20 protein-coding genes are annotated in these 24,169 nt (G+C 68.5%); 10 read left to right on the forward strand and 10 right to left on the reverse strand.

What is annotated here, in order from left to right; all coding sequences use genetic code 11:
* Positions 1–93: 93 nt before the first annotated feature.
* Complete coding sequence (locus LCL87_RS08225) at positions 94–2,241, reverse strand: transglycosylase domain-containing protein (protein WP_225018523.1); 2,148 nt, start codon at positions 2,239–2,241, stop codon at positions 94–96.
* Positions 2,242–2,438: 197 nt separating this feature from the next.
* Here LCL87_RS08225 and LCL87_RS08230 point away from each other — a divergent pair, with 197 nt between their 5' ends.
* From LCL87_RS08230 to LCL87_RS08245, 4 genes are all read left to right on the forward strand, one after another.
* A complete protein-coding gene (locus LCL87_RS08230) occupies positions 2,439–2,834 on the forward strand; it encodes a GntR family transcriptional regulator (protein ID WP_225018525.1) in 396 nt (131 codons plus the stop codon).
* A 2-nt stretch (positions 2,835–2,836) separates the two neighbouring features.
* On the forward strand, positions 2,837–3,697 hold the full coding sequence (locus LCL87_RS08235; protein WP_225018527.1) for an ABC transporter ATP-binding protein: 861 nt from the start codon (positions 2,837–2,839) through the stop codon (positions 3,695–3,697).
* Complete coding sequence (locus tag LCL87_RS08240; protein WP_225018529.1) at positions 3,694–4,752, forward strand: ABC-2 membrane transporter-related protein; 1,059 nt, start codon at positions 3,694–3,696, stop codon at positions 4,750–4,752. Before LCL87_RS08235 ends, LCL87_RS08240 begins: the two co-directional genes overlap by 4 nt.
* A 367-nt stretch (positions 4,753–5,119) precedes the next feature.
* The gene (locus tag LCL87_RS08245; protein WP_225018531.1) at positions 5,120–6,664 is read left to right on the forward strand and encodes an MFS transporter; all 1,545 of its coding nucleotides are present in this window, start codon (positions 5,120–5,122) and stop codon (positions 6,662–6,664) included.
* Positions 6,665–6,696: 32 nt separating this feature from the next.
* Here the strand turns inward: LCL87_RS08245 and LCL87_RS08250 are convergent, their stop codons facing one another.
* A complete protein-coding gene (locus tag LCL87_RS08250) occupies positions 6,697–8,985 on the reverse strand; it encodes a transglycosylase domain-containing protein (protein WP_225018533.1) in 2,289 nt (762 codons plus the stop codon).
* A gap of 216 nt (positions 8,986–9,201) precedes the next feature.
* On the opposite strand from LCL87_RS08250, the gene LCL87_RS08255 reads away from it, so the two are divergent.
* Positions 9,202–9,771, forward strand: a complete 570-nt coding sequence (locus LCL87_RS08255) for an RNA polymerase sigma factor (protein WP_225018535.1) — start codon at positions 9,202–9,204, stop codon at positions 9,769–9,771.
* A complete protein-coding gene (locus tag LCL87_RS08260) occupies positions 9,768–10,529 on the forward strand; it encodes a hypothetical protein (RefSeq protein WP_225018536.1) in 762 nt (253 codons plus the stop codon). Before LCL87_RS08255 ends, LCL87_RS08260 begins: the two co-directional genes overlap by 4 nt.
* A gap of 108 nt (positions 10,530–10,637) precedes the next feature.
* On the opposite strand, the gene LCL87_RS08265 is transcribed toward LCL87_RS08260, so the two are convergent.
* From LCL87_RS08265 to LCL87_RS08290, 6 genes are all read right to left on the reverse strand, one after another.
* On the reverse strand, positions 10,638–10,835 hold the full coding sequence (locus tag LCL87_RS08265; protein ID WP_225018537.1) for a hypothetical protein: 198 nt from the start codon (positions 10,833–10,835) through the stop codon (positions 10,638–10,640).
* Position 10,836: 1 nt separating this feature from the next.
* Positions 10,837–11,652 (reverse strand): carbohydrate ABC transporter permease, encoded by an 816-nt coding sequence (locus LCL87_RS08270; RefSeq protein WP_225018700.1) that lies wholly within the window; start codon positions 11,650–11,652, stop codon positions 10,837–10,839.
* A 146-nt stretch (positions 11,653–11,798) separates the two neighbouring features.
* Positions 11,799–12,890: a carbohydrate ABC transporter permease gene (locus LCL87_RS08275; protein ID WP_225018539.1), complete on the reverse strand. Its 1,092-nt coding sequence runs from the start codon at positions 12,888–12,890 to the stop codon at positions 11,799–11,801.
* A 34-nt stretch (positions 12,891–12,924) separates the two neighbouring features.
* A complete protein-coding gene (locus LCL87_RS08280; RefSeq protein WP_225018541.1) occupies positions 12,925–14,208 on the reverse strand; it encodes an ABC transporter substrate-binding protein in 1,284 nt (427 codons plus the stop codon).
* Positions 14,209–14,354: 146 nt separating this feature from the next.
* Positions 14,355–15,437, reverse strand: coding sequence for a sn-glycerol-3-phosphate ABC transporter ATP-binding protein UgpC (locus tag LCL87_RS08285; RefSeq protein WP_225018543.1), 1,083 nt, complete (start codon positions 15,435–15,437; stop codon positions 14,355–14,357).
* Positions 15,438–15,538: 101 nt separating this feature from the next.
* The gene (locus LCL87_RS08290) at positions 15,539–16,021 is read right to left on the reverse strand and encodes a nitroreductase family deazaflavin-dependent oxidoreductase (protein ID WP_225018545.1); all 483 of its coding nucleotides are present in this window, start codon (positions 16,019–16,021) and stop codon (positions 15,539–15,541) included.
* An 84-nt stretch (positions 16,022–16,105) separates the two neighbouring features.
* Between LCL87_RS08290 and LCL87_RS08295 the strand changes: the two genes are divergently transcribed.
* The 4 genes from LCL87_RS08295 to LCL87_RS08310 all read left to right on the forward strand — a co-directional run bounded on the left by LCL87_RS08295 (position 16,106) and on the right by LCL87_RS08310 (position 20,664).
* On the forward strand, positions 16,106–16,900 hold the full coding sequence (locus tag LCL87_RS08295; RefSeq protein WP_225018547.1) for an LLM class F420-dependent oxidoreductase: 795 nt from the start codon (positions 16,106–16,108) through the stop codon (positions 16,898–16,900).
* Between the two features lie 12 nt (positions 16,901–16,912).
* The gene (locus LCL87_RS08300; RefSeq protein WP_225018548.1) at positions 16,913–18,709 is read left to right on the forward strand and encodes an ABC transporter substrate-binding protein/permease; all 1,797 of its coding nucleotides are present in this window, start codon (positions 16,913–16,915) and stop codon (positions 18,707–18,709) included.
* 3 nt (positions 18,710–18,712) lie between these two features.
* On the forward strand, positions 18,713–19,444 hold the full coding sequence (locus LCL87_RS08305; RefSeq protein WP_510850719.1) for an amino acid ABC transporter ATP-binding protein: 732 nt from the start codon (positions 18,713–18,715) through the stop codon (positions 19,442–19,444).
* Between the two features lie 173 nt (positions 19,445–19,617).
* The gene (locus tag LCL87_RS08310) at positions 19,618–20,664 is read left to right on the forward strand and encodes a cellulase family glycosylhydrolase (protein ID WP_225018550.1); all 1,047 of its coding nucleotides are present in this window, start codon (positions 19,618–19,620) and stop codon (positions 20,662–20,664) included.
* Between the two features lie 81 nt (positions 20,665–20,745).
* Here the strand turns inward: LCL87_RS08310 and LCL87_RS08315 are convergent, their stop codons facing one another.
* A complete protein-coding gene (locus tag LCL87_RS08315) occupies positions 20,746–22,308 on the reverse strand; it encodes a glycosyltransferase (RefSeq protein WP_225018552.1) in 1,563 nt (520 codons plus the stop codon).
* The gene (locus LCL87_RS08320) at positions 22,305–23,891 is read right to left on the reverse strand and encodes a hypothetical protein (protein ID WP_225018554.1); all 1,587 of its coding nucleotides are present in this window, start codon (positions 23,889–23,891) and stop codon (positions 22,305–22,307) included. Before LCL87_RS08320 ends, LCL87_RS08315 begins: the two co-directional genes overlap by 4 nt.
* Between the last annotated feature and the right edge of the window lie 278 nt (positions 23,892–24,169).

Here is a 24,169-nt window from a genome sequence, read left to right on the forward strand (position 1 = left end):
CGGGGCTTGTCGCGATCACTCACGCGCTCCAATATCCCTCAGGCCCGATCCGCTCCGGGGCAATACACCCACAGAATGTGACGCGTGCCCCGACTACCCCGGCAACGTGATTTTGACGCCCGGAAGGATCTCGATGACGCGCGGCGCCGGCGGGGGCGGCAGCTGGGGTGCGGGGGCCGCGGGCGGTGCGGCCGGCGCGGGAGCACCCGACGAACTGGTCGTTCCGGACCCGGACCCCGACCCGACACCGGTGTAGGCCGGAACGCCGGCCTGGCCACCGATCGGAGCGGGCCACGGGAACTTCTCCACCGGGGCGTCCTCGAGCGCGCCGTCCATCGTCTTCTTCCAGATGTCCGACGGCAGCCCGGAGCCGTACACCAGACCGCCCCAGCTGTTCTCGATCGCCTTGGCGTCGGCCGTACCGACCCACACCGCGGTGGACAGCTGCGGCGTGTAGCCCACCATCCACGCGTCCTTGTTCTTCCCGGTGTCCCCGAGCTGTGCGGTGCCGGTCTTCGACGCCGACGGGCGCCCACCGGCCAGCCCGTGGCTGCGCGAGTACGCCGCGATCGGCAGCATCGCCTGCGAGACGTTGTCGGCCACGGCCGCGTCCAACCTGCGCTCGCCCTCGGATGCGGGCCGGTCCAGCAGCACGTCACCGTCGGCGGTCACGACCTTCTGCACGAAGTAGGGCTTGTGGTACATGCCCGACGCCGCCAGCGTCGCGTAGGCCGACGCCATGTCGATCGGCCGGGTCAGATACTGCCCCAGCACGATTCCGTTCTCCGGCGATCCGCCCTCCTGGGTGAGAGTGGGGTACTGCCAGCCGGGGACGGTCTCCGGGATGCCCGCCTGATGGGCCGCGTCGGCGATCTTCTGCGCGCCGTCGTCCATCGCCAGCGTCAGCCGGTAGAAGCTGGTGTTGAGCGACCGCTTGAGCGCCTCGGCGATGGTGCACTTGCCGCACGACTCGCCCTCGACGTTGTTGATCGTCACGCCGTAGACCGACAGCGCGGAGCTGTCGAACGTCTGCGACAGCGGAATATCCTGCTGCAGTGCGGCAACCAGGCCGAACACCTTGAACGACGATCCGGTCTGCAGCGCGGCCTGCGCGAAGTCGAAGCCCTTGCCGTCGTCGCCGCCGTAGTAGGCCCGCACCGCACCCGACTTCGGGTCGATCGAGACGACCGCGGTGCGCAGGTTCTCGGGCTCGCCCTCGAACGTGTCGGCCACGCCCTCGAGTGCCGCCTGCTGCGCCTTGGGGTCGATCGTCGTGGTGATCTGCAGGCCCTCGGTGTCGAGATCCTGTTCACTGATGCCGGATTCGGCGAGCTCACGCAGGACCTGTGCGCGGATCAGCCCTTCCGGGCCGGGTGCGGCGCCCGCGTCGGCGTTGGGTGCAGTGGGCAGCGCGTTCGGGAACGTCATCGACTGCCGCTCGGTCGACGCCAGCGCGGACATCGTCACCATGCCGTCGAGCACGTAGTTCCAGCGCGCCTGCAGCGCTTCCGGATTGGTCGTGGGGTCGAGGCTCGACGGGCTCTGGATCACCGCGGCGAGCACCGCACCCTCGGCGACCGTGAGGTCGGCGAGGGGCTTGCCGAAGTACGCGGTGGCGGCGGCCGAGATGCCGTACGCGCCGCGGCCGAAGTAGATGGTGTTGAGGTAGGCGGCGAGGATCTCGTCCTTGGACCATTCGCGCGCCATCTTCGACGAGATGACGAGTTCCTTCATCTTGCGCGTCACCGACCGCTCGGAACCCACCAGCGTGTTCTTGACGTACTGCTGGGTGATGGTCGACCCGCCGCCGGCGCTGTCGCGGCCGAGCACGTTGTCGCGCGCAGCACGCGCAAAACCGGACACCGAGAAACCGGGGTTGGAGTAGAAGTCGCGGTCCTCGGCCGACAGCACGGCGTTGCGCACGTGCCCGGGGATCTGGTCGATCGTGACCTCGGTGCGGTTGCCCTCGGGCGGCACCACGCGGGCGATCTCGGTGGTGCCGTCGGATGCGAGGATCGTCGAGACCTGGTTGGTGACCATGTCGCTGGGCCGCGGCACGTCGGCGTTCTTGTAGGCGACTCCGAAGGCCACCAGCGGCGTGGCGATCAGCAGCAGGACGACGACCAGGCTCACATAGAGCGCGATCCGGCGGCCCTTCCGTCTGGGTTTACGACTCCGCGCCTTGGGCGCCGGGTCGGCCGTATGCCGCCCACCGGCACCACCGGTATTGGTTGAATTCACAATCGAACTTCCGTCTCAATCAGTGCACTGCTCACGAATTTTCGCACTGCTCAGCGGCTTCGAGCCGCATTTGCTGCGACACGCAAAGACCACCCCGCAGTGCCCCGATGCCTCCCCGGACGTCCTCAACAGGTTGACAGCGCTCGCCCGTCCGTGCAACCTCTATTTCACTAATGTTGTAGTGAAATGGAGATTCGATGGTCGAGTTCCACATCAACCGTCGCTCCGGGATCCCCGCCTACGTGCAGCTGGTCCTCCAGGTCAAGCAGGCATTGCGCCTCGGCGACCTGCAGACCGGCGACCAGCTGCCCACGGCCAAGGAGGTGGTCGGGGCCGTGACCGTCAACCCGAACACGGTGCTCAAGGCGTACCGGGAACTCGAGAACGAGGGGCTGGTGGAGGCGCGGCCGGGACTGGGGACGTTCGTCACCCAGTCGCTGGCCAAGCCGGGCATGGCCGAACGGGACGCCCTGCAGGCCACGCTCGCGGACTGGGCGCGGCAGGGGGCTGCGGCCGGCCTGGACCGGTCCGATCTCGAGGCGCTCGTGGCGGCGGCACTGGACAACGAATTCGGCGGAGAGGCGAGGGAGTAGAGATGAGCGACGCGACCACCGCAGCGCTGACGATGCGGAACGTGCACAAGCGGTTCCGCCGTACCGAGGCGCTGAACGGTTGTTCGTTCGACGTCGAGCGGGGCAGCATCACCGCGCTCGTCGGGGCCAACGGCGCCGGCAAGTCGACGTTGATGTCCCTCGCGGTCGGGCTGCTCGAGGCCGACTCCGGCGAGGTGACCGTCCTCGGACGCCGGCCCGACCGTCGGGGGATCTGCCCGGGGCTCGCGTACGTCGCGCAGCACAAGCCGCTGTACCGCGGGTTCTCCGTCGCCGACATCCTGCTGTTCGGCGAGAAGACCAACACGACATGGGACGGCGACTACGCCGCCCGCCTGGTGGCCGAGGCGCAGATCCCGCTGTCCGCGCGGGTGAAGACACTGTCCCCGGGCCATCGCACCCGCGTCGCCCTCGCGGTGGCGCTCGGCCGGCGACCCGAGGTCCTCCTACTCGACGAGCCGCTCGCGGAACTCGACCCGGTCGCGCGGCGCTCCGTCGTACGCACGCTGATGGAGGACGCCGCCGAGCGAGGGACCACGATCGTGCTGTCGTCGCACGTGCTGTCCGAGGTCGCGGAGATCGCCGACCAGCTGATCATCCTCGGCGCCGGACGCGTCCGACTGTCGGGCGCGCTCGACGACCTGCTCGACGAGCATTACCTGCTCCGCGGCTCCGGCGACCCGCGCAGCGTCGTCGGCACCGGCTCGATCGTCGAGTCGCACCAGCGCACCCACCTGGTCCGCGGCCCGCGGCCCGACGCCGCCGACGGCTGGCGCACCGAGCCACCGAACCTCGACGACATCGTCCTGGCCTACCTGACCACGACCGACGAAGAGGCAGCATGATCTGGGTTACCTGGCGGCAGTTCCGGACGACGATCCTCGCCGCGGTCGGGGCGATCCTGGCGCTCGCGGGCGTCGCGGCGATCTGCCGTTGGATCGCCGCCAGCAGCGAATCGACAGAACCACCCGAGTCCGCCCTCGGACCGGTGACCGGTAGCACCGCCGACATGTGGGCCGCGGGCGGACTGACCGCGATCACCCTCGCCGCCGCGGTGCTGCCCGTCGTGCTGGGCCTGCTGGTCGGCGTCACGGTGTTCTCGCGGGACATCGAACGTGGAACCCACGTGCTCGGTCTCTCCCAGTCGGTCAGCCGCGCGCGGTGGTACTGGACGCGGGTCCTGGTTGTGTTCGTTCCGATCACGATGGCAACCGCGATGCTCGGCGCCGTACTCGAATGGACCCGAGCATCCGGGATCACCGCCAACTACGCCTACATCTCGCGCGTGACCTGGAGTGGATACTCGCGACTCACGTTCCCCCTCTTCCAGTCGTCCACTCTCACACTCGGCGCCTACGCGTTTCTCGCCCTGGTCGTCGGCGCTCTGGCCGCGCTCCTGCTGCGCAACACTTTGGGCGCAATGGCGGTCGCGCTAGTCGCGGTATCGGCACTGATGGTCGGGTTCCAGGTCGGGGCGCGACCCCACTACGCGACGCCCGCCGTCGATCAACGGGGTCTCGACGATCCGGGCCGTCCGCCCTTCTACTGGACCGGAGACGGCGGCGGTTGGATCCTCCGGTCCGGCTACGTCGATCCAAACGGACGGAACGTCGACTTCGACTATTCGAAGTGCGGCCGAACTGGTCAGGATTTCGACTGGGACCAGCGCCCGAACGAGACGGCGACCGAGTACGAGGCGCGCGAGGCAACGATGATCGCCACTCAGGACCGCGAGCTCATTACGTGCCAGCGCGCCCAGGGGTTGGACCACTACGAGACGCGCTATCACCCCGACAGCCTCTTCCGACGGTTCCAGCTGATCGAGTCCGCCCTGGCGCTGGCCTTGTCAGCACTGTTGATCATTCCCTCGATGTGGGCGGTGCGCAGACTCCGTCCCTGACGGACCCGCCAGTCACCATTCAAACGCTCGACACCGGTTTCGGTGTCGAGCGTTTGACGTTTTCCACTCGTTCAGCAATCTCGACAAATCGCCCAAGCCCGACCACTTGTGGCACTCAGGCGCTCAATAGCACTGGAAACAAACCGAATTCGCCGAGTAGGGCAACTCTCCGATCCCGGCCACAAGTGTCCCACTGAACGGGCATGTGACTGGCATCACGCTTTTCCGATCAGTGTGATGTGAGAGCGCCGTCGGCCGACCGAAGGTGCCAACGGCGGGAAACTGCGCACCCGCCGTCTCCGGAAACCTCACAGGGACCGAAACCTTTTGGTCCCGTTGCTTATTGGTGTCTGAAAGGATTCCACGGATGGTCACCACCCCGACCGGCGGCCCCGCGCCGTCGCCCACCGACCCGTCGGGTCGGACCCACGAGGAGGGCTGGAGCCTCCGCCTCGTCCTCTCGCTGCTGTCGATCGTGCTTCTGCTCGAGCTTCTCGCCGTCAGCTACATGATGATCTCGACGGCCCTGCCGGCGATCTCCATGCACTACCAGACCACCCAGGGTGCGTGGCTGCTCACAGCCTTCCTGCTGGTCGGCGCCATGGCCGCGCCGCTCATCGGCAAGCTCGCCGACATGTACGGCAAGCGCAAGATGCTGCTGGCCTGCGTCGGAATCTCGCTCGTCGGCTCGTTCCTCTCGGCCATCGCGACGTCGTACGCGATGATGATCGCCGGCCGCTGCCTGGCCGGTCTGATGGTGCCGACCCTGTTCCTCAGCTACTCGCTGATCCGGGACGTGTTCCCCAAGAAGACCGTTGCACTCGCCGTCAGCATCGCCACCAGCGGCATGGGCCTGATCGCGATCGCCGCGCCCTTCCTCACCGGTTGGCTGCTCGACGACTACGGCTTCCGCGCCATCTTCTGGTTCTTCGTGATCTGCCTCGTCGTGCTCGGCGGGCTGATCCAGCTCACGACGCCCGAGTCCAACGTGCGACTGCGTTCGCGGATCGACCTCGTCGGCGCGATCCTGCTCGGCGGTGGCATCGCGGGCATCCTCATCGCGGTCAGCTTCGGCCCCTCGTGGGGCTGGACGGACGGCGGCACCCTCGCCTTCCTCCTCGGCGGCATCGTGCTGCTGATCGGCTGGGTGGTGTCCGCGCGGATGATCGCGGAACCGCTCATCGACCTCGACGTGCTCGGCAAGCGCCCCGTCCTGCTCACCACGATCAGCGCCGGTGTGGTCTACGGGTCCTCGGGCCTGTTCACCATCCTGCTGCCGATGATGGTCATGACCCCGGCCCTGTTCGGCCTGGGCTACGGCTTCGGCGTCGACGCGGAGGGCTTCGCGCTGTACCAGGTGCCGATCGGCGGCGCCGTGGTCCTCGGTGGTCTGCTCGTCGGCACGCTGGTGGGACGCAACATGCGTCCGCGGCCGCTGCTGGTGACCGGCCTGCTCCTCAACGCCGTCGCGTTCGCCCTGATCGCACAGACCCACGACACCAAGAGCATCGTCATGATCATCTGCGCGATCTTCGGTTTCGGCATGGGCATGGGCTACGCCTCGATCCCGAACCTGCTGATCGAGGCCGTGCCGCCGCAGCTGCAGGCCAGCTCCGCCTCCATGGTGGGCGTCTCGCAGTCGATCTTCCCGGCCGTGCTCCCCGTCGTCGCGTTCGCGGTGATGAACAACTCGCACATCGTCCAGTTCCCGCCGGAGATCCAGGCGACGCTGCAGGGCGCCGTCTTCTACGACAACGCCGGTTTCCAGGTGGCCTTCTGGATCGGCGCGGTCTTCGCCCTCGTCGGCGCCGTGGTCGCATTCCTGCTGCCGCGCAACATCGCCCAGATCGAGGTTCCGGCCTCGGCGACGGGCCGGACTACGGACGGCGACGAACTCGTCGCCGCCGGCTGACGATCACCGATCGACTACGTGTCGAGTGGAATTCAGCCCGGTAGGGGGATCGTGACCCCCGGGAGGATCTGAATCCCCGGTGCCGGTGCGGGGGCCGGCGCCGGGGGTGGGGGAACGGGAGCAGGCGCCTGCGGCACTGGAGCAGGCGCCTGCTGCTGTTGCTGGGGCGCAGGCGCATTCCACTGCTGCTGCGGTGCACTCTGCTGCTGCGGGACCGGCGCCTGTTGCACCGGGGCCTGCGGATAGGTCTGCACAGGAGGCGTCCACGCGGGCGCCTCCTGTTGCTGCGTCTGTACCGATCGCTGCCGGGTCGGCGCCGACTCCGAGTACTGCTGCTCGGTGGTGGTCGATCCCCCGGTCGCGGCGGGCGCCCGACTCTGCTGGCCGCCGGACTGCGGGGCGGGCTGCGCGTTCTGGAACTGCTCGTTGGACGTACCGTTCAGCGCCCCGTCCATCGTCTCCTTCCAGATGTCCGACGGCAGTCCGGCGCCGTAGACCGCACCACCCCAACTGGTTTCGATGGCCTTCCCGTCCGCGGTCCCCACCCACACCGCGGTGGACAGCGACGGCGTGAAGCCGACCATCCACGCGTCCTTGTTCTCGCCGGTGTCGCCCAACTGGGTGGTTCCGGTCTTGGCGGCCGACACCCGCCCACCGGCGAGACCGTGATTGCGCGAGTACCCGGCGATCGGCACCATCGCCTGCGTGACCGTGTCCGCGATCGCCGGATCCAGCCGCTGCTCACCGTCGTTCGGCTCCCGGTCCAGCAGCACCCGCCCGTCGCCGTCGACCACCTTCTGCACGAGGAACGGCTCGTGGAACTTGCCCGACGCCGCGAGCGTCGCGTACGCCGACGCCATGTCGATGGGCCGGGTCTGATACTGCCCCAGCACGATTCCGGTCTCGGGCGGACCGCCGGCCTGGGTCAGCGTCTCGTGGTCGAGGCCCGGGATCTGCTTCGGGATGCCGGCCTGGTGGGCGGCGTCGGCGATCTTCTGCGCGCCGTCCTCCATCGACATCGTCAGCCGGTAGTAACTGGTGTTGAGCGAACGTTTGAGGGCCTCGGCGAGGCTGCACGTTCCGCACGTCTCACCCTCGACGTTCTTGATGGTGAGGTCCCCGACCGTGAGCGGGGCACTGCTGTACTGCGCACTGAGCGGGATCTTGTCCTGCAGCGCCGCGATGGCCGCGAACACCTTGAACGACGACCCGGTCTGCAACGGCGCCTCCGCGAAGTCGTACCCGGTGCCGTCCGCGCCGCCGTAGTACGCGCGGATCGCCCCCGACCGCGGGTCGATCGACACCACCGACGCCCGCAACTGGTCCGGCTGCTTGTTCAGGGTGCGGTCGACGGCGTCGACGGCCGCCTGCTGGGCCTTCGCGTCGATCGTCGTGGTGATCTGCAGGCCGCCGGTGTTCAGGTCCTGCTCGCTGATGCCCGCCGCCTCGAGCTCCGCGGCCACCCGCGTCCGGATCAGACCCTCCGGCCCGGGGGCGACGTCGTCGGCGTCCGGAGGAGCGACCGGCAGCACCTCCGGGAACTCGGTGGCCGCCCGTTCGGTGGCGGCGAGGACACCCATCTCGACCATGCCGTCGAGCACGTAGTTCCAGCGCGCCCGCAGCCCGTCGAGGTTGGTCGCCGGATCGAGCAGCGACGGGCTCTGGATCACCGACGCCAGCACGGCGCCCTCGGCGAGCGTCAGCTCCTCGACCGGTTTGTCGAAGAACGCGCGCGAGCCCTGCGCGATCCCGTACGCGTTGCGTCCGAAGTAGATGGTGTTGAGGTAGGCGCCGAGGATCTCGTCCTTGGACCACTGCCGGGCCATCTTCGCCGACACCACCAACTCGCGCGTCTTGCGGACCACGTTGCGATCGGTGCCGACCAGCGCGTTCTTGACGTACTGCTGCGTGATCGTGGAGCCACCGCCCGCGCTCTCCCGGCCCAGCAGGTTGTCCCGGCCGGCCCGCAGAAAGCCCGAGATCGAGTACCCGGGATTGGAGTAGAAGTCGCGGTCCTCCGCCGAGAGGACGGCGTTGCGGACGGATCCGGGCACCGCCTCGAGCGGTACCTCCGTCCGGTTGCCCTCCGGCGGCACCACCTTCGCGACGACGCTGGTGCCGTCGGAGGCGAGGATCGTCGCCACCTGCGCCGGACGCATCTCCGACGGGCTCGGCACGTCCGCCAGCACATAGGCGACGCCGAGCAGGACCAGCGGGACGATCACGACGGCGGCGACGATGCGCAGCACCGTCCTGCGGCGGGATCGCGGCGCACGCTGCCGCTCGGGTTTCTCGGGTGTCGGGCTGCTCGTGGAACTCACGCGCACTACTTCCGGTCCGAAATCGGCGATCCGGCCGCGCCCCCAACCGGGGTCGGGTCGGATCCGGTCGTCCCCCGATCGTCGCACCTCGAGGTCACGAGAGCATGTGATTGGGCGAGGTGCGAGGACGGAACCGGCATACCCGACGCCGGCCCCTGCTCCCCGCCCCTCCCTGCTCGGGTGTAAGGAATACCGACTGGCCGGACACTTCTTCGTATGGGAGAGGAACAGCCGGGCCTGCCGGCATCGGGGGACGGCGCACGGTTCACCGAGCTGTGGGACGAATACGCGGGGCGGGTGTTCGCGTACGCCTGCCGACACGTGGATCATCACACCGCGCAGGAGGTGGTGGCGGAGACGTTCCTCGTGGCGTGGCGACGGCTGGCAGAAATGCCCGACCAGGCACTGCCGTGGCTGCTGGTGGTCGCGCGCAACACCGTGTCGAACCACCGCCGCACCGATCGGCGCCGCGATGCGTTGACCGAGAAGATCGCGCGCATCGAACAGCTTTCCGAGGTGTCGCCGGCAGCCGACGTCGCGGTGACCGATCGAGCCGAGGTGCTCGCGGCGCTGGCGGCCCTCACCGAGACGGAACGCGAGTCGCTACTGCTCACCGCGTGGGACGGGCTGAGCGCCGCCGAAGCCGCGGAGGTCCTGGGGTGTTCCGCGGCGGCCATGCACGTTCGCCTGTTCCGTGCCCGACGCCGACTGCGCACCTCGACGCCCACCGAATCCGTCGCCCCGGTCCCGCTGCGGGCCGTCCCCGAGCCGAGGAGTCTCCGATGACGAAGGACCTGCTGAAGACGCTCGAAGCCATGCGGCCCGACCATGACGCGCTGTGGTCGGAGGATCTGCGGGCGGCGGCATGCGCACGCATCATGGCGACAGACGTCGAGCCGACGGCTCCCCGGGCCCGTTCCCGGCGGACGACCACCGTCGTCGCTGTCGCGGCGTTGGTCGCCGCGGGGGGAGTGGCAGCGTGCACCGCCACCGGACTGACGCCGCAGACGTTCGCCGACCACTTCGCACACTGGCGGGACGATCCGGCACCGGGCTGGGCGTCGGCCGACCCGGCCGCCGCCCAGCGGATCGGCTCCCTCCCCGGACCGGACGGCACCGTTTTCAGCGTCCTCGTGGCACGGGGTACCGGCGACCAGCGGTGCCTGGCCTCGGTGTTCGAGAGCCCCGAGAGCGCCGCGCAGCCCGGACCGTCGGAGTTCACCGACCTGGGTAGCCGCTGCAGGCGGGGACCCGAAGGTTTCGGCGATCTGGGCGACGGCGCCGGCTATTTCCCTGTCGAGTTCGGAGCCGGCGGCGGTGAGATTCTGCCGAATGCCGTGACCTTCGACGCGGCGGCAGGTCAGGCGGTGCGGGCCGACATTCGTCTCAGCACCGGGCAGGTGCTGCCCATGGTCCTCGCGGACGGCAGCTTCTTCGGCTGGTACCCGCTGCCGTCGACGCCCGGAAGCCCCCGCCCGGTTCTCACCGGTTACGCCGCCGACGGCACCGTCGTCGGAAGCCTCGAGATCGGGCCGGGCTTCTAGGTGGTCGGACCCGCGTTTTGCGCACTTATCGCGAGGAATCGGCCTCGGAACGCGCGATAAGTGCGCAAAACGCGGGGGAGGAGGGGTGGTGGTGACGGTGGTGGGGCGTCAGGTGCGGCGGTGCAGAACGATCACGCCGCCGAGCGCCGCGACGCAGGCCAGCAGCACCAGGGACGCCGTCGCCGACGGCTCGCCGCGCACGATCGGGACGACGGCGGCGAGGAACGCCATGAACGTGAAGAACCCGAGTATGCCGATCAGCATCTCGAGGGGCTGACGGCCCCGCGGCGGCCTACCGGAGGGCATGTCAGCTCTTCACGCCGCCCGCGGTGAGGCCCGAGACGATGCGACGCTGGAACACCAGCACCATGATCACCAGCGGGATCGTCACGATCGTGCCGGCCGCCATGATCGCCGCGTACGGCTGCTCCCACGAGTTGGCGCCGGCGAAGCGGGCGATCGCGACCGTGACCGGTTCGGTCTTCTCCGTCGACAGCAGGCTCGCGAGCATGAACTCGTTCCACGTCGCGATGAACGCGAGGATCGCGGTGGTGAACAGCGCGGGCGCGGCCAGCGGCAGGATCACCAGCCGGAACGCCTGGAACCGGGTGGCGCCGTCGATCCGGGCGGCCTCCTCGAGTTCCCACGGCAGATCCGACAGGAACGACGTCAGCGTGTAGATCGTCAACGGCAGCACGAACGAGATGTTCGGGATGATCAGCGCCTGGTACTGGCCGATCCAGCCGAAGTCGCCGAACAACTGGAACAGCGGCGTCATGAGCGCAACGGTCGGGAACATCGACGCGCCCAGGATGATGCCGGTGACGATGTACTTGCCGCGGAACTCGATCCGGGCGAGCGCGTACGACGCGAACACACCGAGCAGCAGGCCGACGGCCGTCGTCACCACACCGATGATCAGGCTGTTGACGATGGCGCCGAGGAAGTCGTTGCCCTTGTCGGTCGACAGCGCGGCGCGGAAGTTGTCGAGCGTGACGTACGTGGGCCACGGCGTGGTGTCGAAGGTGTGATCGACCTGCCGGAACGCGGTGACGACCATCCAGTAGAACGGCGCCAGACCCCAGATCAGGATGATCGCGACACCGAGGTAGGTGCGGGCCATCTTGCCGCGGTCGGTGCGCCGACGTGGCTTGGCGACGGCTTCCGGTTCCGACGGGGGAGCGACGCGTTCGGCGACGGCCGTCGGCACCGACGACGTGGGCGTCACCGCGTGGTCGTCGAGTTCGTCGGGCTTGCTGTGGCGGCCCATCAGCGATCAGCTCCCTTCCGCTGCTCGTCCTGGGTGCGCACGGCGTTGGCGCCGAGGAACTTCACCATCACGAACGCGACCGCGAAGATCAGCAGGAAGATCAATGTCGACAGCGCCGACGCGCTCTGGAAATTGCCCTGCCGGATGTCGGCCATCACCAGGATCGACAGCGTCGTGTTGGGCGTCGCGCCGGACGTGCCGGACAGGATCGCGGGCAGGTCGTACATGCGCAGGACGTCGAGGGTGCGGAAAAGTACCGCAACCATGAGGGCGGGCTTGACCAGCGGCAACGTGATCCTGGTGAACCGCTGCCACGCGCTGGCGCCGTCGACCTTGGCGGCCTCGTAGACGTCCTGCGGAATCATCTGCAGGCCCGCGAGGATGAGCAGCGCCATGAACGGCGTCGTCTTCCACACGTCCGCGATGATGACCGCGAACCGCGACGCCCACGGGTCGGTGGTCCACGCGATCGAGGTGCCGAGCAGCTTGTTGGCGATGCCGTTCTCGGCGAAGATGAAGAACCACAGCTTCGCGGTGACCGCCGTCGGGATGGCCCACGGAATCAGCACGCTCGCGCGGAGGAGGGACCGACCCCAGAAGGTCTTACCCATGACCGTCGCCATCCACAGACCGAGGAGCACCTCGATCGTGACCGTGACGACGGCGAAGAAGATCGTGACGCCCGCAGCGGACCAGAAGTCGTGCGCGAGGGTGCCGGGCGGGCAGGTTCCCGCGCCGCCACCGCAGTCCTGCACGAGCCACTGCAGGTAGTGCTTGAAGCCGGCGAACCCACCCTCGGTGAAGCGGCCGGTGTCGGGGTCGATGCCCTTGTTCGCCTGGAACGACAGGTAGACGGCGCGCAACACCGGGTAGACGATGACGACGGCCAGGATCACCATCGTGGGGGCGATCAGCCAGATGGGCCGGAAGTCGCGCTTCTTGCGCGCAGCGACCGGCGCCGGTTCGTCATCGTGACCCGTGCGCGCCGTCCCGGGCCCGGGCCCGGAAGCGCGACCGCCGTGGTCGGGATCGTCGACCCCGACCACGGCGCGGGCCTCGTCTGCTCGCCTCAGCTCAGCAGAGTCAGCCATCGTGCGTTACCTGATCTCTCGTGTCTTGCGGTGACTACTTGGCCGCGTTGTTGATCGCCGAGGCCATGTCGGTCGCCGCCTGGTCGACCGTCACCTTGCCGTTGAGGGCCGCGCTCGCGTTGTCCTGGATGGCCTTCGAGATCGCGGTGTAGTACGGCGTGACCGGACGCGGCTTGGCCGACTCGAGGGCCGCCTTCAGCGCCGGCAGGTACGGGTACTTCGCCTGCAGGGCCGCGTCGTCGTAGACCGACTTCAGGACCGGCGGGAACGCGGCATCCGCGAACGACATCTGGTTCTCGTCGTTCTGGACGAACGCGATGAAGTCACGCGCGGTCGCCTTGTTCTTCGAGAACACGTTGATGCCGTTGTTGTAGCCACCGACGGTGGACGCGCCGGCGCCGTTGGGTCCGACGATCGGGGCGACGGCGACGTTGCCCTTCACCTTCGAGCCGTCCTTCTCGGCGTTGTCCCACATGTACGGCCAGTTGTAGGCGTACATCGACTCGCCACCGACGAACGCGAGGTTGGTCTCCTCCTCGGTGAAACCGGTGGAGCGCTTCGCGATCTGGCCGGCCTGGTAGGCGTCGACCATGGCCTGCATGCCGGCCTTGGACTCCGGCGACGTGACCTCGGGGGTGCTGCCGTCGGCGCCGACGACCGAGCCGCCCCACGAGTTGATGAACTGCGTGGTGTTGGCGGTCAGGCCCTCGTACTGCTTGAGCTGCGTGACCATGCAGTCCTGGACGCCCTTGTCCTTGGCGATCTGGCAGCTGTCGGTGAGCGCCTTCCAGTCCGCGGGAGCCGTCGGCGTCAGGTCGGTGCGGTAGTACAGCAGCTGCGCATTGGTGTTCTGCGGGGCCGCGTACAGCGTGCCGCGGTAGGTCGCGGACTCGACGGTCGCGGGCAGCAGCGGCGCGGTGTCGATCGCGAGACCACCCTCGAGCGGCTGCAGCCAGCCGTTCGCGGCGAAGCCTGCGGTCCACACGACGTCGAGAGCCATCACGTCGTAGTCGGCGTTGCCGGCCTGCAGCGACTGCTCGAGCTTGTTGCGCTGGTCGTCGGCCTCGCCCGGCAGCTCCTTGAGGGAGACCTGCTCGTCCGGGTGGGCCGCGTTCCACTTCTCGATCACCGGCTGCAGCTTGTCGGTGTCGTTCTTACCCATCGCGAACGAGATCGCACCGCGGCCGTCGAGGTTCTGCTTGACGGCGTCGTCAGCGCTGGCGCTGCCACCGTCGTCGCTCGAGCAACCGGCGAGTGCCAGCATCGCGACCGCCGAGGCCGCAATCGCAACCCGCGAGCGCGTGTTGAAAGAACGCATGGTCCACCTTTCCGATAGACGTCTCCGACACCGTCCGGCTGCACCGTAATGGTGCGCACCACCCGTGCCGAGGCATATGTCGCCGCTTACTTTGGCACGGAACGAGGCAAATTTCGGTCATTCCCCTCCGACTGGATCGGTCAGGGTTACCCGAGACGACGGCCGTCGGTCACCGAGAACAGGTGCACCTCGGACGGGTCGACGTGCAGGTTCACCCGTTCTCCCCGCCGCGGAGGGTTGCGCCAGTCGGTTCGCGCGACCATCTGGTGCTCGCCGGCCCCGCCGACACCGGTCCGTCCGTACACATAGGCGTCGGATCCCAGTTCCTCGACGACGTCGACGTCCAGCGAGATACCGGTCGTGCCGGGCGACGGCTCGAGGTGCTCGGGGCGGATGCCGAGCACCACCTGGCCCTCCGGAATCTCGGCGATGGTTTCACGGGAAACCGGAATCACCGCGTCGCCGAGGGCGATACCGCCGTCGGTGACGGGCAGCGTCAGCATGTTCATCGACGGAGAGCCCATGAAGCCGGCGACGAACTGGTTGACCGGGCGGGCGTACAGCTCGCGCGGCGGCGCGCACTGCTGCAGGACGCCGTCCTTGAGCACCGCGACCCGGTCGCCCATCGTCATGGCCTCCACCTGATCGTGCGTGACGTAGACGGTGGTGGTGCCGAGCCGGCGCTGCAGCTGCGCGATCTGGGTGCGGGTCTGCACGCGCAGCTTCGCGTCGAGGTTCGACAGCGGCTCGTCCATGAGGAACACCTGCGGGCTGCGGACGATCGCCCGGCCCATCGCGACGCGCTGCCGCTGGCCACCGGAGAGGGCCTTGGGCTTGCGGTCGAGGTACGGCTCGAGGTCGAGCATCTTGGCCGCCTCCAGCACACGGCGCTTGATCTCGTCCTTCGGCGTCTTCGCGAGCTTGAGCGCGAAGCCCATGTTCTCCGCGACCGACATGTGCGGGTACAGCGCGTAGTTCTGGAACACCATCGCGATGTCGCGCTCCTTGGGCTCCTGCGCGGTGACGTCGCGGTCGCCGATGAGGATGCGGCCGTCGTACACCTCCTCGAGGCCCGCGAGCATGCGCAGCGACGTGGATTTGCCGCAGCCCGACGGGCCGACGAGCACGAGGAACTCGCCGTCCTCGATGTGCAGGTCCAGCTTGTCGACCGCAGGGGTCGTCGCGCCCGGGAACAGGCACGTGGTCTTGTCGAAAGTCACCGAAGCCATGGTGAAACGATCCCTTCACCGGCAGGAACGTGCCGGACGATCCGAGTCAGGGTGCACGGGTGTGCGGGCCACAGCATAGGCGTCCGAAGTGCCCCGATCCATCAACCGCGCACGGGTCGCAACCGCACGAAGTGGATGTGACGGCCCGCCTCGCGGAAGTCGTCCGGGCTGCCGTCGACGTCGAAGCCCATGCTCTTGCAGAGTCGGACGCCGACCCTCGGGTGCATGCTGCCGTAGTGCGCCATGAGGTCGCCGCCCTCCTCGGTGCCCAGGAAGTCGGCGTCGACCTCGGATCTGCGGCGGCCCACCTGCACCCGGGCGCGGGGATGCGCCGTCAGGTTCCGGTACCAGTCCGACGTCGTCCCGTACCCGGCCGCGACGACCCAGCCGTCGGAGGTGTCGTCGTGGTCGACGACCTCGAGCACCACCTGACGGGTCTTGCCGCTGCGGCGCCCGACGTGTTCGAGGAGCAGGAACCGGTGCCCGAGCAGACCGCCGAGATGCCAGCGGTACAGCGTGACGGGCATGCGGAGGAACCAGCGCTTGACGCCGGTCGGCGGGCTCGGACGCTGCGTGATCCGCATGTGTTCAGTGTGCGCCCGCAACGTCGTGCGGCGGACCGATCACGGGGATAACGTGAGATGCAGTCCCGCCGCGAAGGAGTTTCCATGACCCGCCCCGTGCGTATCGGCATCCAGTTGCAACCCCAGCACGCACCCGACTACGGCATGATCCGTGACGCCGTGCTGCGTGCCGAGGAGGCCGGCGCCGACGTCGTCTTCAACTGGGACCACTTCTATCCCCTGTACGGCGATCAGGAGGGCGCACACTTCGAGTGCTGGACCATGCTCGGGGCGTGGGCCGAACAGACCGAGCGCGTCGAGATCGGCGCGCTGGTGAGCTGCGCCGGGTACCGCAACCCGGACCTGCTGGCCGACATGGCCCGCACCGTCGACCACATCAGCGGCGGCCGGTTGATCCTCGGCATCGGCGCGGGCTGGTTCGAGAAGGACTACGACGCCTACGGCTACGAGTTCGGCACCCCCGGGTCCCGGATCAAGCTGTTGGGAGAGTACCTGCCGCGCATCACCTCTCGGCTCGGCAAACTCAATCCGGCACCGACACGGGACATTCCGCTGATGATCGGCGGTAGCGGCGAGAAGAAGACCCTGCGGCTGGTCGCCGAGTACGCCGACATCTGGCACGGTTTCGGCGACCGCGACGAGTTCGTCCGCAAGTCCGGAATCCTCGGCGAGCACTGCGGCGACGTGCAGCGCGACCCGCACGAGATCGAACGTTCGACGTGGTGGCACGGGGCGGACCAGGCCGCGGCCTACGTCGACGCGGGCGTCACGCTGTTCACGGTCAACGCGAGCGGCCCCGACTACGACCTGACGACGCTGCGCGAGGCGATCGCGTGGCGCGACGAGCACACCCCACCGCAGCTGTCCGGGCTCGCGTAGACCGAGAATCCGATGACCACCGCCGCCACCTCCCGATCCCGGGCGGTGGCGGTGCTGCTCGTAGTACTGCTGCCCTTCCTCGCGCTGGTCGCCTGCTCGTCGAGCACCGAGTCGACAGCCGACCTGTGTGCCCCGCCCGGCGTCGACAGTGCCACCGCACTGCCCGGCAACCTGGACTCCGCAGCCGCGGCCGCCGCGGAGGACAAGTACACGACCCCGGACACGCTGCCGCTCAGCGCCATCGACACGTCGAAGCTGAACCTGGTGAAACCGGGAACGCTGACGGTCGGCACGCTGTCCGACGCGCCGCCCAGCATCTGCGTCAACTCGCAGAACGTCTTCACCGGCTTCGACAACGAGCTGCTGCGCGCCGTGGCGGCGCAATTGGGGCTGAAGGTCGAGTTCGTCGGTACCGACTTCGCGGGCCTGCTCGCCCAGGTGGCCGGGCATCGATTCGACGTCGGCTCGTCGTCGATCACCACCACGGACGCCCGACGCGACCTCGTCGGCTTCACCAACGGCTACGACTTCGGCTACTTCGCGTTGGTGGTACCGAACGGCAGTGCGATCCGGAGCTTCTCGGACCTGAACTCGTCGGTGCGGATCGGTGTCGTGCAGGGCACCGTGCAGGACGACTACGTCGTCAACACACTCGGCCTCGACCCGGTGAAGTTCCCGGACTACAACACCGCGTACGCGAACCTGAAGACCGGCCAGATCGACGCGTGGGTGGCGCCGTCGCAGCAGGCGCAGGGCGCGATCGCCGCGGGAGATCCGGCGTCGATCGTGCAGAACACGTTCAGCCTCAACAACTATGTCGGCTGGGCGGTGGCGAAGGATCACCAGCCGCTGATCGACGCGCTCAACTCGGGACTCGACGCGGTCGTCGCCGACGGCACCTGGGCGCGGCTGTACTCGGACTGGGTGCCGCGCGAGCTGCCCGCGGGCTGGAAACCGGGCAGCAAGGCCGCTCCCGAGCCGCAGCTGCCGGATTTCGCGGCCATCGCCGCGGCACAGGAACCATCCGAACCGTCCACCGCGCAGCCGAAGTCGACGCTGCAGCAGCTGGGCGAGACGTTCTTCGACTGGGAGTTGTACAAGCGCGCGTTCCCGGACCTGCTGCGCACCGGCCTGCCGAACACCCTGATCCTGGCGCTGTCGTCGGGCATCGCCGGCACCGTGATCGGCATGCTGTTGGCGGTCGCGGGCATCTCCCGCACCCGCTGGCTGCGCTGGCCCGCCCGCGTCTACACCGACATCTTCCGCGGACTGCCCGCGGTGGTGATCATCCTCCTGGTCGGCCTGGGCGTGGGCCCGGTGGTCAAGGGGCTCACCGGCAGCAACCCGTACTGGCTGGGCGCCGCCGCGCTGTCGCTGCTCGCCGCCGCCTACATCGGTGAGATCTTCCGGTCCGGCATCCAGAGTGTGGAGCCGGGGCAGATGGAAGCGGCGCGGGCCCTGGGCTTCTCGTATCGCCGGTCGATGGCGCTGGTGGTGATCCCGCAGGGCGTGCGACGGGTGCTGCCGGCGTTGATGAACCAGTTCATCTCGCTCATCAAGGACTCGTCGCTGATCTACTTCCTCGGTCTGCTGGTGACGCAGCGGGAACTGTTCGCGGTCGGGCGGGACCTCAACGCGCAGACCGGAAACCTGTCGCCGCTGGTCGCGGCCGGGCTGTTCTACCTGGCCCTGACCATCCCGCTCACCCACCTGGTGAACTACATCGACCGCCGGCTGCGCACCGGGCGGGCCGACACGTCCGGCACGCTCGACGACCTCGAGCAGTCGATCGTCGTGGAAAGGGGCTGACGCGTGGACGATTCCGTCTCCCTCACCGGCACCGGGCTGCACCTGGCGTTCGGGACCAACCGGGTGCTGCGCGGCGTGGACGTGCACGTCGACGCCGGCAAGACCGTCACGGTGATCGGTCCGTCGGGTTCCGGGAAGTCGACGCTGCTGCGCGTGCTCAACCGGCTGCACGAACCCGACGCCGGCGACGTCCTCCTCGACGGCCGGTCGGTGCTCGCGGACAACCCGGATCGGTTGCGGCAGCGAATCGGCATGGTGTTCCAGCACTTCAACCTGTTCCCGCACCGCACCGTCGCCGACAACATCGCGCTCGGGCCGCGCAAGCTGAAGAAGCTGTCCAAGGATGCGGCCCGTCGGCTGGCGCTGGAACAGCTCGAACTGGTGGGCCTGGCGCACAAGGCCGACTCGCGTCCGGGCAACCTGTCGGGCGGGCAGCAGCAGCGGGTCGCGATCGCCCGCGCGCTGGCGATGCAGCCGCAGGTGATGTTCTTCGACGAGGCGACGTCGGCGCTCGATCCGGAACTGGTCAAGGGCGTGCTGGCGCTCATGGCCGACCTGTCGACCACCGGGATGACGATGGTCGTGGTGACCCACGAGATGGGTTTCGCGCGGTCGGTGTCGGACACGGTGCTGTTCATGGACCGCGGCGTCGTGGTCGAGTCCGGCGTTCCCGATCAAATGTTCGATAACCCGGAAACCCCACGTCTGCAGGCGTTTCTGTCGGAAGTTCTCTAGAGTACTGCGCGGATGGGTTCGTGCATCGTGGTTCACCGGAGGTGCTTCCTGCCTGTCCGGGAGCCGCGCTCGGAGGAAGCGAGGCAGTTCTGAAACGCCTACTGAGATTCAGATGGTTGTTCGTCGCGGCGTTGTCGGCGGTGATGCTGACCAACTGTGGGGCCGGGAGCCCCATGGCGGCACCCGATCCCGCGTCCCCGGCGACCACGGGCCGCGTGACTGCGGCCGCGGACGGGCTGCGCCTGGACGGGCAGAAATGGTGGCCGGCCGGCTTCAACGCCTACCAGTTGTCGACCAACTGGGGGATCAACCGCGGCTGCGGTGGCATGGTGAACCTGCCGGAGTTCTTCGACTCGCTGCCCCCGCACTCGCTGACGCGGTTCAACGCGTTCCAGGAACTGGCGATCAACAAGTTCACCGGGCAACTCGACTTCACCGCGATGGACGCGGTGTTCGCGGAGGCCGCGGCGCACGATCAGATGATCATCCCGGTGCTGGCCGCCCAGGACGGGGCGTGCGAGAGCGAGAAGTTCAAGGACCACGACTGGTTCACCGACGGCTGGAAGCACGAGACCGAGAACGGAACTCGGCTCACCTTCGAGAACTGGGTGAAGACCGCCGTCAACCGGTGGAAGGATTCCCCCGTCGTCGCGGCGTGGGAGCTGGTCGGCGAACCCGAGCCCAGCATCTGCCCCGGCGGCGACTGCCGCTGGGAGGTCCGCACCTGCCCCGACGACGCGGCCGAGGTGCTGCAGGACTTCATGGAGAACGCCGGTGACCGGATCAAGGCCATTGCGCCGCAACAGCTGATCACCGCCGGACTCATCGGCGGCGGCCAGTGCGGCACCGGTGGCGACTTCTACCAGTACATCGCCGAATCCGACAACGTCGACTTCGTGCAGTACCACGACTACGGCGCCGACGGTGTCCCGCTGCCGGGCGACCAGTGGAACGGCCTGGCCCGCCGCATCGACCAGGCCGAGGCGGCCGGTAAGCCGTTGCTGGTGGCCGAGATCGGCGAGTGGGCGGGCTCGTGCAAGCCGCTCGCGGACCGCGCGGCGAGCATCGGGCAGAAGATCACCGGCCAGCGTGCCGCCGGTACCGCGGGCGCGCTGCTGTGGGCGTTCGTCCCGGACCCGCGGCCGAACGACTGCACGATGGACATCGGGTACGACGATCCGTTGTTCCCCTTGATGGCCGGGTTCAACACCCTCGGCTGATGATCCCCACCCTCGCGTTTTGCGCACTTATCGCGCCGGCAGGCGCCGGAAGTCCGCGATAAGTGCGCAAAACGCGGGAGGTCAGGGGGCGGAGGTGACGGTCGCGGAGGGAGTCGCGGGCGCGGAAGCCGCCTCGGTCTCCGAGGGCGTTGCGGGCGCGGTAGGCGTTGCGGACTCGGCGGGGGTTGCGGGACTCGGCGTCCCGAGACCGTGGAAGGTCTTCTCCCAGTACGACGGGTTGCGAAGCAACTGCCAGCAACCCTTGGCCGCAGCGATGCTCATCATCACCCAGTAGATCGGGACCGTCAGGCACGCGAGCAGCAGATGCGAGTTCCCGCTCTCGCGGCACCCGACGATGTTCATGTAGATCGCGGCGGCGTTGCCGAAGATCAGCGAGATCAGGGCGCCGTAGTACACCGCCGGCGGGAACACCTCGACGATCGCCGCGGGCTGGCCCAGCAGCCACGTGAGGGTGATGAACCAGAACACCAGATTGAGGCACGCGATGATCGGGGTACCCGCCAGCAGCAGCGTGAACCGGATGAAACTGATCGGCCCCAGCTTCCGCCATGCCTCGACCGGCCGACGCACGTGGACGAGCCACGACTGCAGATAGCCCTTGTACCAACGGGACCGCTGACGGATCCAGTTGATCGGGTCGCTGTTGGCCTCCTCGATCGTCGTCGAGTCCAGCACCGCCGTCGAGTAGCCCGACGCCGCGATCCGCACCCCGAGATCGGCGTCCTCGGTGACGTTGTGCGGGTCCCACGCCCCGATCTCGTCGAGGACCCAGCGCTGCAGATGATTCGACGTACCGCCCAACGGGATCGGCGACCGAGTCTTCATCAGCCCGGGCAGCAGGAAGTTGAACCAGACGGCGTACTCGGCGGTGAACCATCCGGTGAGGAGGTTCTGCCGGCCGTTGTCGTACGCGAGCTTGGCCTGCACGCACGCGACGTCGTCGGACTGGCGCCCGAACGCCACGACGACGCGGCGCAGCTGCAGCGGGTCGGGCTTGTCCTCGGCGTCGTAGATGGTGATGATCTCGCCGGTCGCGAAGTGCAGGCCGTAGTTGCACGCCTTCGGCTTGGTCCGCGGCTGGGCGGCGGGCACCAGGACGACCGTGACGATCTCACCGCCCGGCACCGAGATCGCGTCCTTCGCCGCCTCGACGGTGCCGTGGTCGTCCTCCTCGAGCAGCAGCAGCACCTGCAGCTTCTCGCGCGGGTACTCGAGCGCCGTCATGCCCGCGACAAGGTCGTAGATCACCTCGGTCTCGTCGTAGGCGGGGACCAGGATCGTGTACGCCGGCAGCTCGTCGTCCGAGATCGCGCGCGCCTCGTCGTCGGTGACGGTGACGATGGCGTCCCGGTCGAGGCCGCGCGCGAAGATGATCAAACGGTCGACCATCGTCGCGACGTAGCCGACCGTGCACACGGCGGTCAGCACCGTGATCGTGACAATCGGGAAGAAGACGACCGCCACCGCGCCCAGGGCGGCGAGGACGATGCCGACGTTGCGCTGCCACGGCACGAACGCGACCGACGCCGACGCCAGCGGGTGCCGCTCGCGCAGGCCGTCGACGGCGTCGTGCAGCGCGGCCGCCTTGAAGGCGTCGGTGACGTGCGGGGCCTCGACGGTCACGACTGTGTCGCCTTCCACTGCGCCTCGACGAACTGCGATCCGACGACGGTGAGCATGTCCTTGTCCTTGTACTGCGGTTGGTCGTCGACGGTCACCGAGTTGCCCCGGACGAGCACGTTGAGCGTGTTCGTCACGTCCGATGCCATCGACGGGGTGGGCTCGGGGAAACGCGCGACGGGACGGTGGTCGTCGACGGTGATCATGTTGACGCGCTCGACCGTTCGGCCGCGGGTCCACGTGAACGACAGGATGCTCCACGTGAGCAGCAGGTCCTCGTCGACGACGGTGGTGAGTTCACCCTGCACGCCGTGACCCAGGTCGATCGGGATCGCGGGGGAGCGGCGGGTGTGGACGGACCGGTACAGCGTGTCCGCGGGGTAGACGTGCAGACTCGCGGGCCGGAGGGTGTCGAGCGTGTCGACCACGATGCGCCGGGGGCGTAGCTGCGCATCCCATTCGGGCACGCCCTCCTGCGCCAGCAGGACCTCCCGGGTCAGGGTCGCATAGCGACCGAAGAAGCGGTCGGCCCAGTCGAACTCGCGGCTGCTTTCGACGGACCAACCGGGCGGCAGCGCCGTCTGCTGTGTCGGCAGCGGGCCCACCGCCACGGCGGTCGTCGGCGGCGGGGGCAAGGGCAGGGAGCCCAGGACCGCGGCACACGCGACGACGACGAGACCCGACCGGAGCAGCCCCGTGCGAACGGCCGGAGTGCGCTGCGGGGCCACGGAGTACGCGGTTCGCCGGTCGTCGAAGTAGTAGCCGTACTGCAGGTACATCCCGATGCCGACGCCGAATGCCGCGACACCGGGCGGCACGAACTGCACCACCAGACGTGGGGCGTGTGGGAAGAGGAACCAGATCACCGCCAGCATGGCCAGACCGAGTGCCACGGTGGACACCACACCGATCACCGCCCGCCGCCGGGAACGCCCGACGGCGATGCCGGTGGCGGCGGCCGCGAAGAACGTCAGCACGATGGCGACGTGGAAGGACTGCCCGCCCAGCGTGACGACCATCATCCGGTACGGCAGCGGCGCGATCACCGCGAGCATCAGCCACACCGGCCAGAAGCGGCCCACCGGACGCAGCCCGAACATCAGCACGGCCGAGCTGACGACGAAGAGCAGGCACACGAGCAGATCGATGCGCAGGAGACTGAACTGTTCCTCGTACCGCGGCACCAACAGCCACTGCATGACGAGCGCGAACACCAGCCCCATGCCGCCGACGATGCTGTCGATCTGCCGGTCGTGGATGGGCAGTTCGTTGCCCCGGCGCCGGGCGATGCCGAAGGCGGCGACCCCGGCGAGGAACGGCATCACGAGGATGTAGCCGAGCGGATCACCGCCGCGGAGGTCGTCGACGGTGCGCAGGATCGACGGCCAGAACGCACCGAGCGTGCAGACCGCGATGAGGAGCCATCGGCCGGCGATCCGCACCGAGATCGACCGGTCCCGTAGGTGCGTGAAGAATCGTGCCGGGGCTTTCGCCGAGCTCTTCTTCGCGTCAACGGCATTCGCGTCCAAGTCGCCGGCGTGGTCGTCGCCGGGAGGCGCCTCGATGCCGTTCGCGACATGCGTCATGGCGAAACCTCCCCGACGACCTACCCCAGACTGACGGATTCACCATAGATTCCGACCGAGTTCGCCGCTCGGCGAGGGGTATTCGCCGACCGGTACTTGGACGCATGTTCAGCAAGCGATTGAGCGTTTGACCGGCCATAGTGGTTAGATGCGTTCCGGCGACGGCCGCGCCACCGATCGCCCGACCGTGTCGGGCGGTGGAGGTGGGCAACGGGATTCGGCTCCCGTGCCCGTCCGCCGAGCCATCACGACACGGTCAGAGACGAATCGGGGATGAC

The organism is Prescottella equi (assembly GCF_020171745.1).
Lineage (GTDB): Bacteria > Actinomycetota > Actinomycetes > Mycobacteriales > Mycobacteriaceae > Prescottella > Prescottella equi_A.

Bases quoted from the DNA above. Each gene is read 5' to 3' on its own strand.
- LCL87_RS08290 (WP_225018545.1), bottom strand. From the start codon at position 16,021: ATGCGGATCACGCAGCGTCCGAGCCCGCCGACCGGCGTCAAGCGCTGG.
- LCL87_RS08320 (WP_225018554.1), bottom strand. From the start codon at position 23,891: ATGACGCATGTCGCGAACGGCATCGAGGCGCCTCCCGGCGACGACCAC.
- LCL87_RS08260 (WP_225018536.1), top strand. From the start codon at position 9,768: ATGACGAAGGACCTGCTGAAGACGCTCGAAGCCATGCGGCCCGACCAT.
- LCL87_RS08255 (WP_225018535.1), top strand. From the start codon at position 9,202: ATGGGAGAGGAACAGCCGGGCCTGCCGGCATCGGGGGACGGCGCACGG.
- LCL87_RS08285 (WP_225018543.1), bottom strand. From the start codon at position 15,437: ATGGCTTCGGTGACTTTCGACAAGACCACGTGCCTGTTCCCGGGCGCG.
- LCL87_RS08295 (WP_225018547.1), top strand. From the start codon at position 16,106: ATGACCCGCCCCGTGCGTATCGGCATCCAGTTGCAACCCCAGCACGCA.
- LCL87_RS08235 (WP_225018527.1), top strand. From the start codon at position 2,837: ATGAGCGACGCGACCACCGCAGCGCTGACGATGCGGAACGTGCACAAG.
- LCL87_RS08280 (WP_225018541.1), bottom strand. From the start codon at position 14,208: ATGCGTTCTTTCAACACGCGCTCGCGGGTTGCGATTGCGGCCTCGGCG.
- LCL87_RS08275 (WP_225018539.1), bottom strand. From the start codon at position 12,890: ATGGCTGACTCTGCTGAGCTGAGGCGAGCAGACGAGGCCCGCGCCGTG.
- LCL87_RS08265 (WP_225018537.1), bottom strand. From the start codon at position 10,835: ATGCCCTCCGGTAGGCCGCCGCGGGGCCGTCAGCCCCTCGAGATGCTG.
- LCL87_RS08270 (WP_225018700.1), bottom strand. From the start codon at position 11,652: ATGGCCCGCACCTACCTCGGTGTCGCGATCATCCTGATCTGGGGTCTG.
- LCL87_RS08300 (WP_225018548.1), top strand. From the start codon at position 16,913: ATGACCACCGCCGCCACCTCCCGATCCCGGGCGGTGGCGGTGCTGCTC.
- LCL87_RS08240 (WP_225018529.1), top strand. From the start codon at position 3,694: ATGATCTGGGTTACCTGGCGGCAGTTCCGGACGACGATCCTCGCCGCG.
- LCL87_RS08310 (WP_225018550.1), top strand. From the start codon at position 19,618: ATGGCGGCACCCGATCCCGCGTCCCCGGCGACCACGGGCCGCGTGACT.
- LCL87_RS08245 (WP_225018531.1), top strand. From the start codon at position 5,120: ATGGTCACCACCCCGACCGGCGGCCCCGCGCCGTCGCCCACCGACCCG.
- LCL87_RS08230 (WP_225018525.1), top strand. From the start codon at position 2,439: ATGGTCGAGTTCCACATCAACCGTCGCTCCGGGATCCCCGCCTACGTG.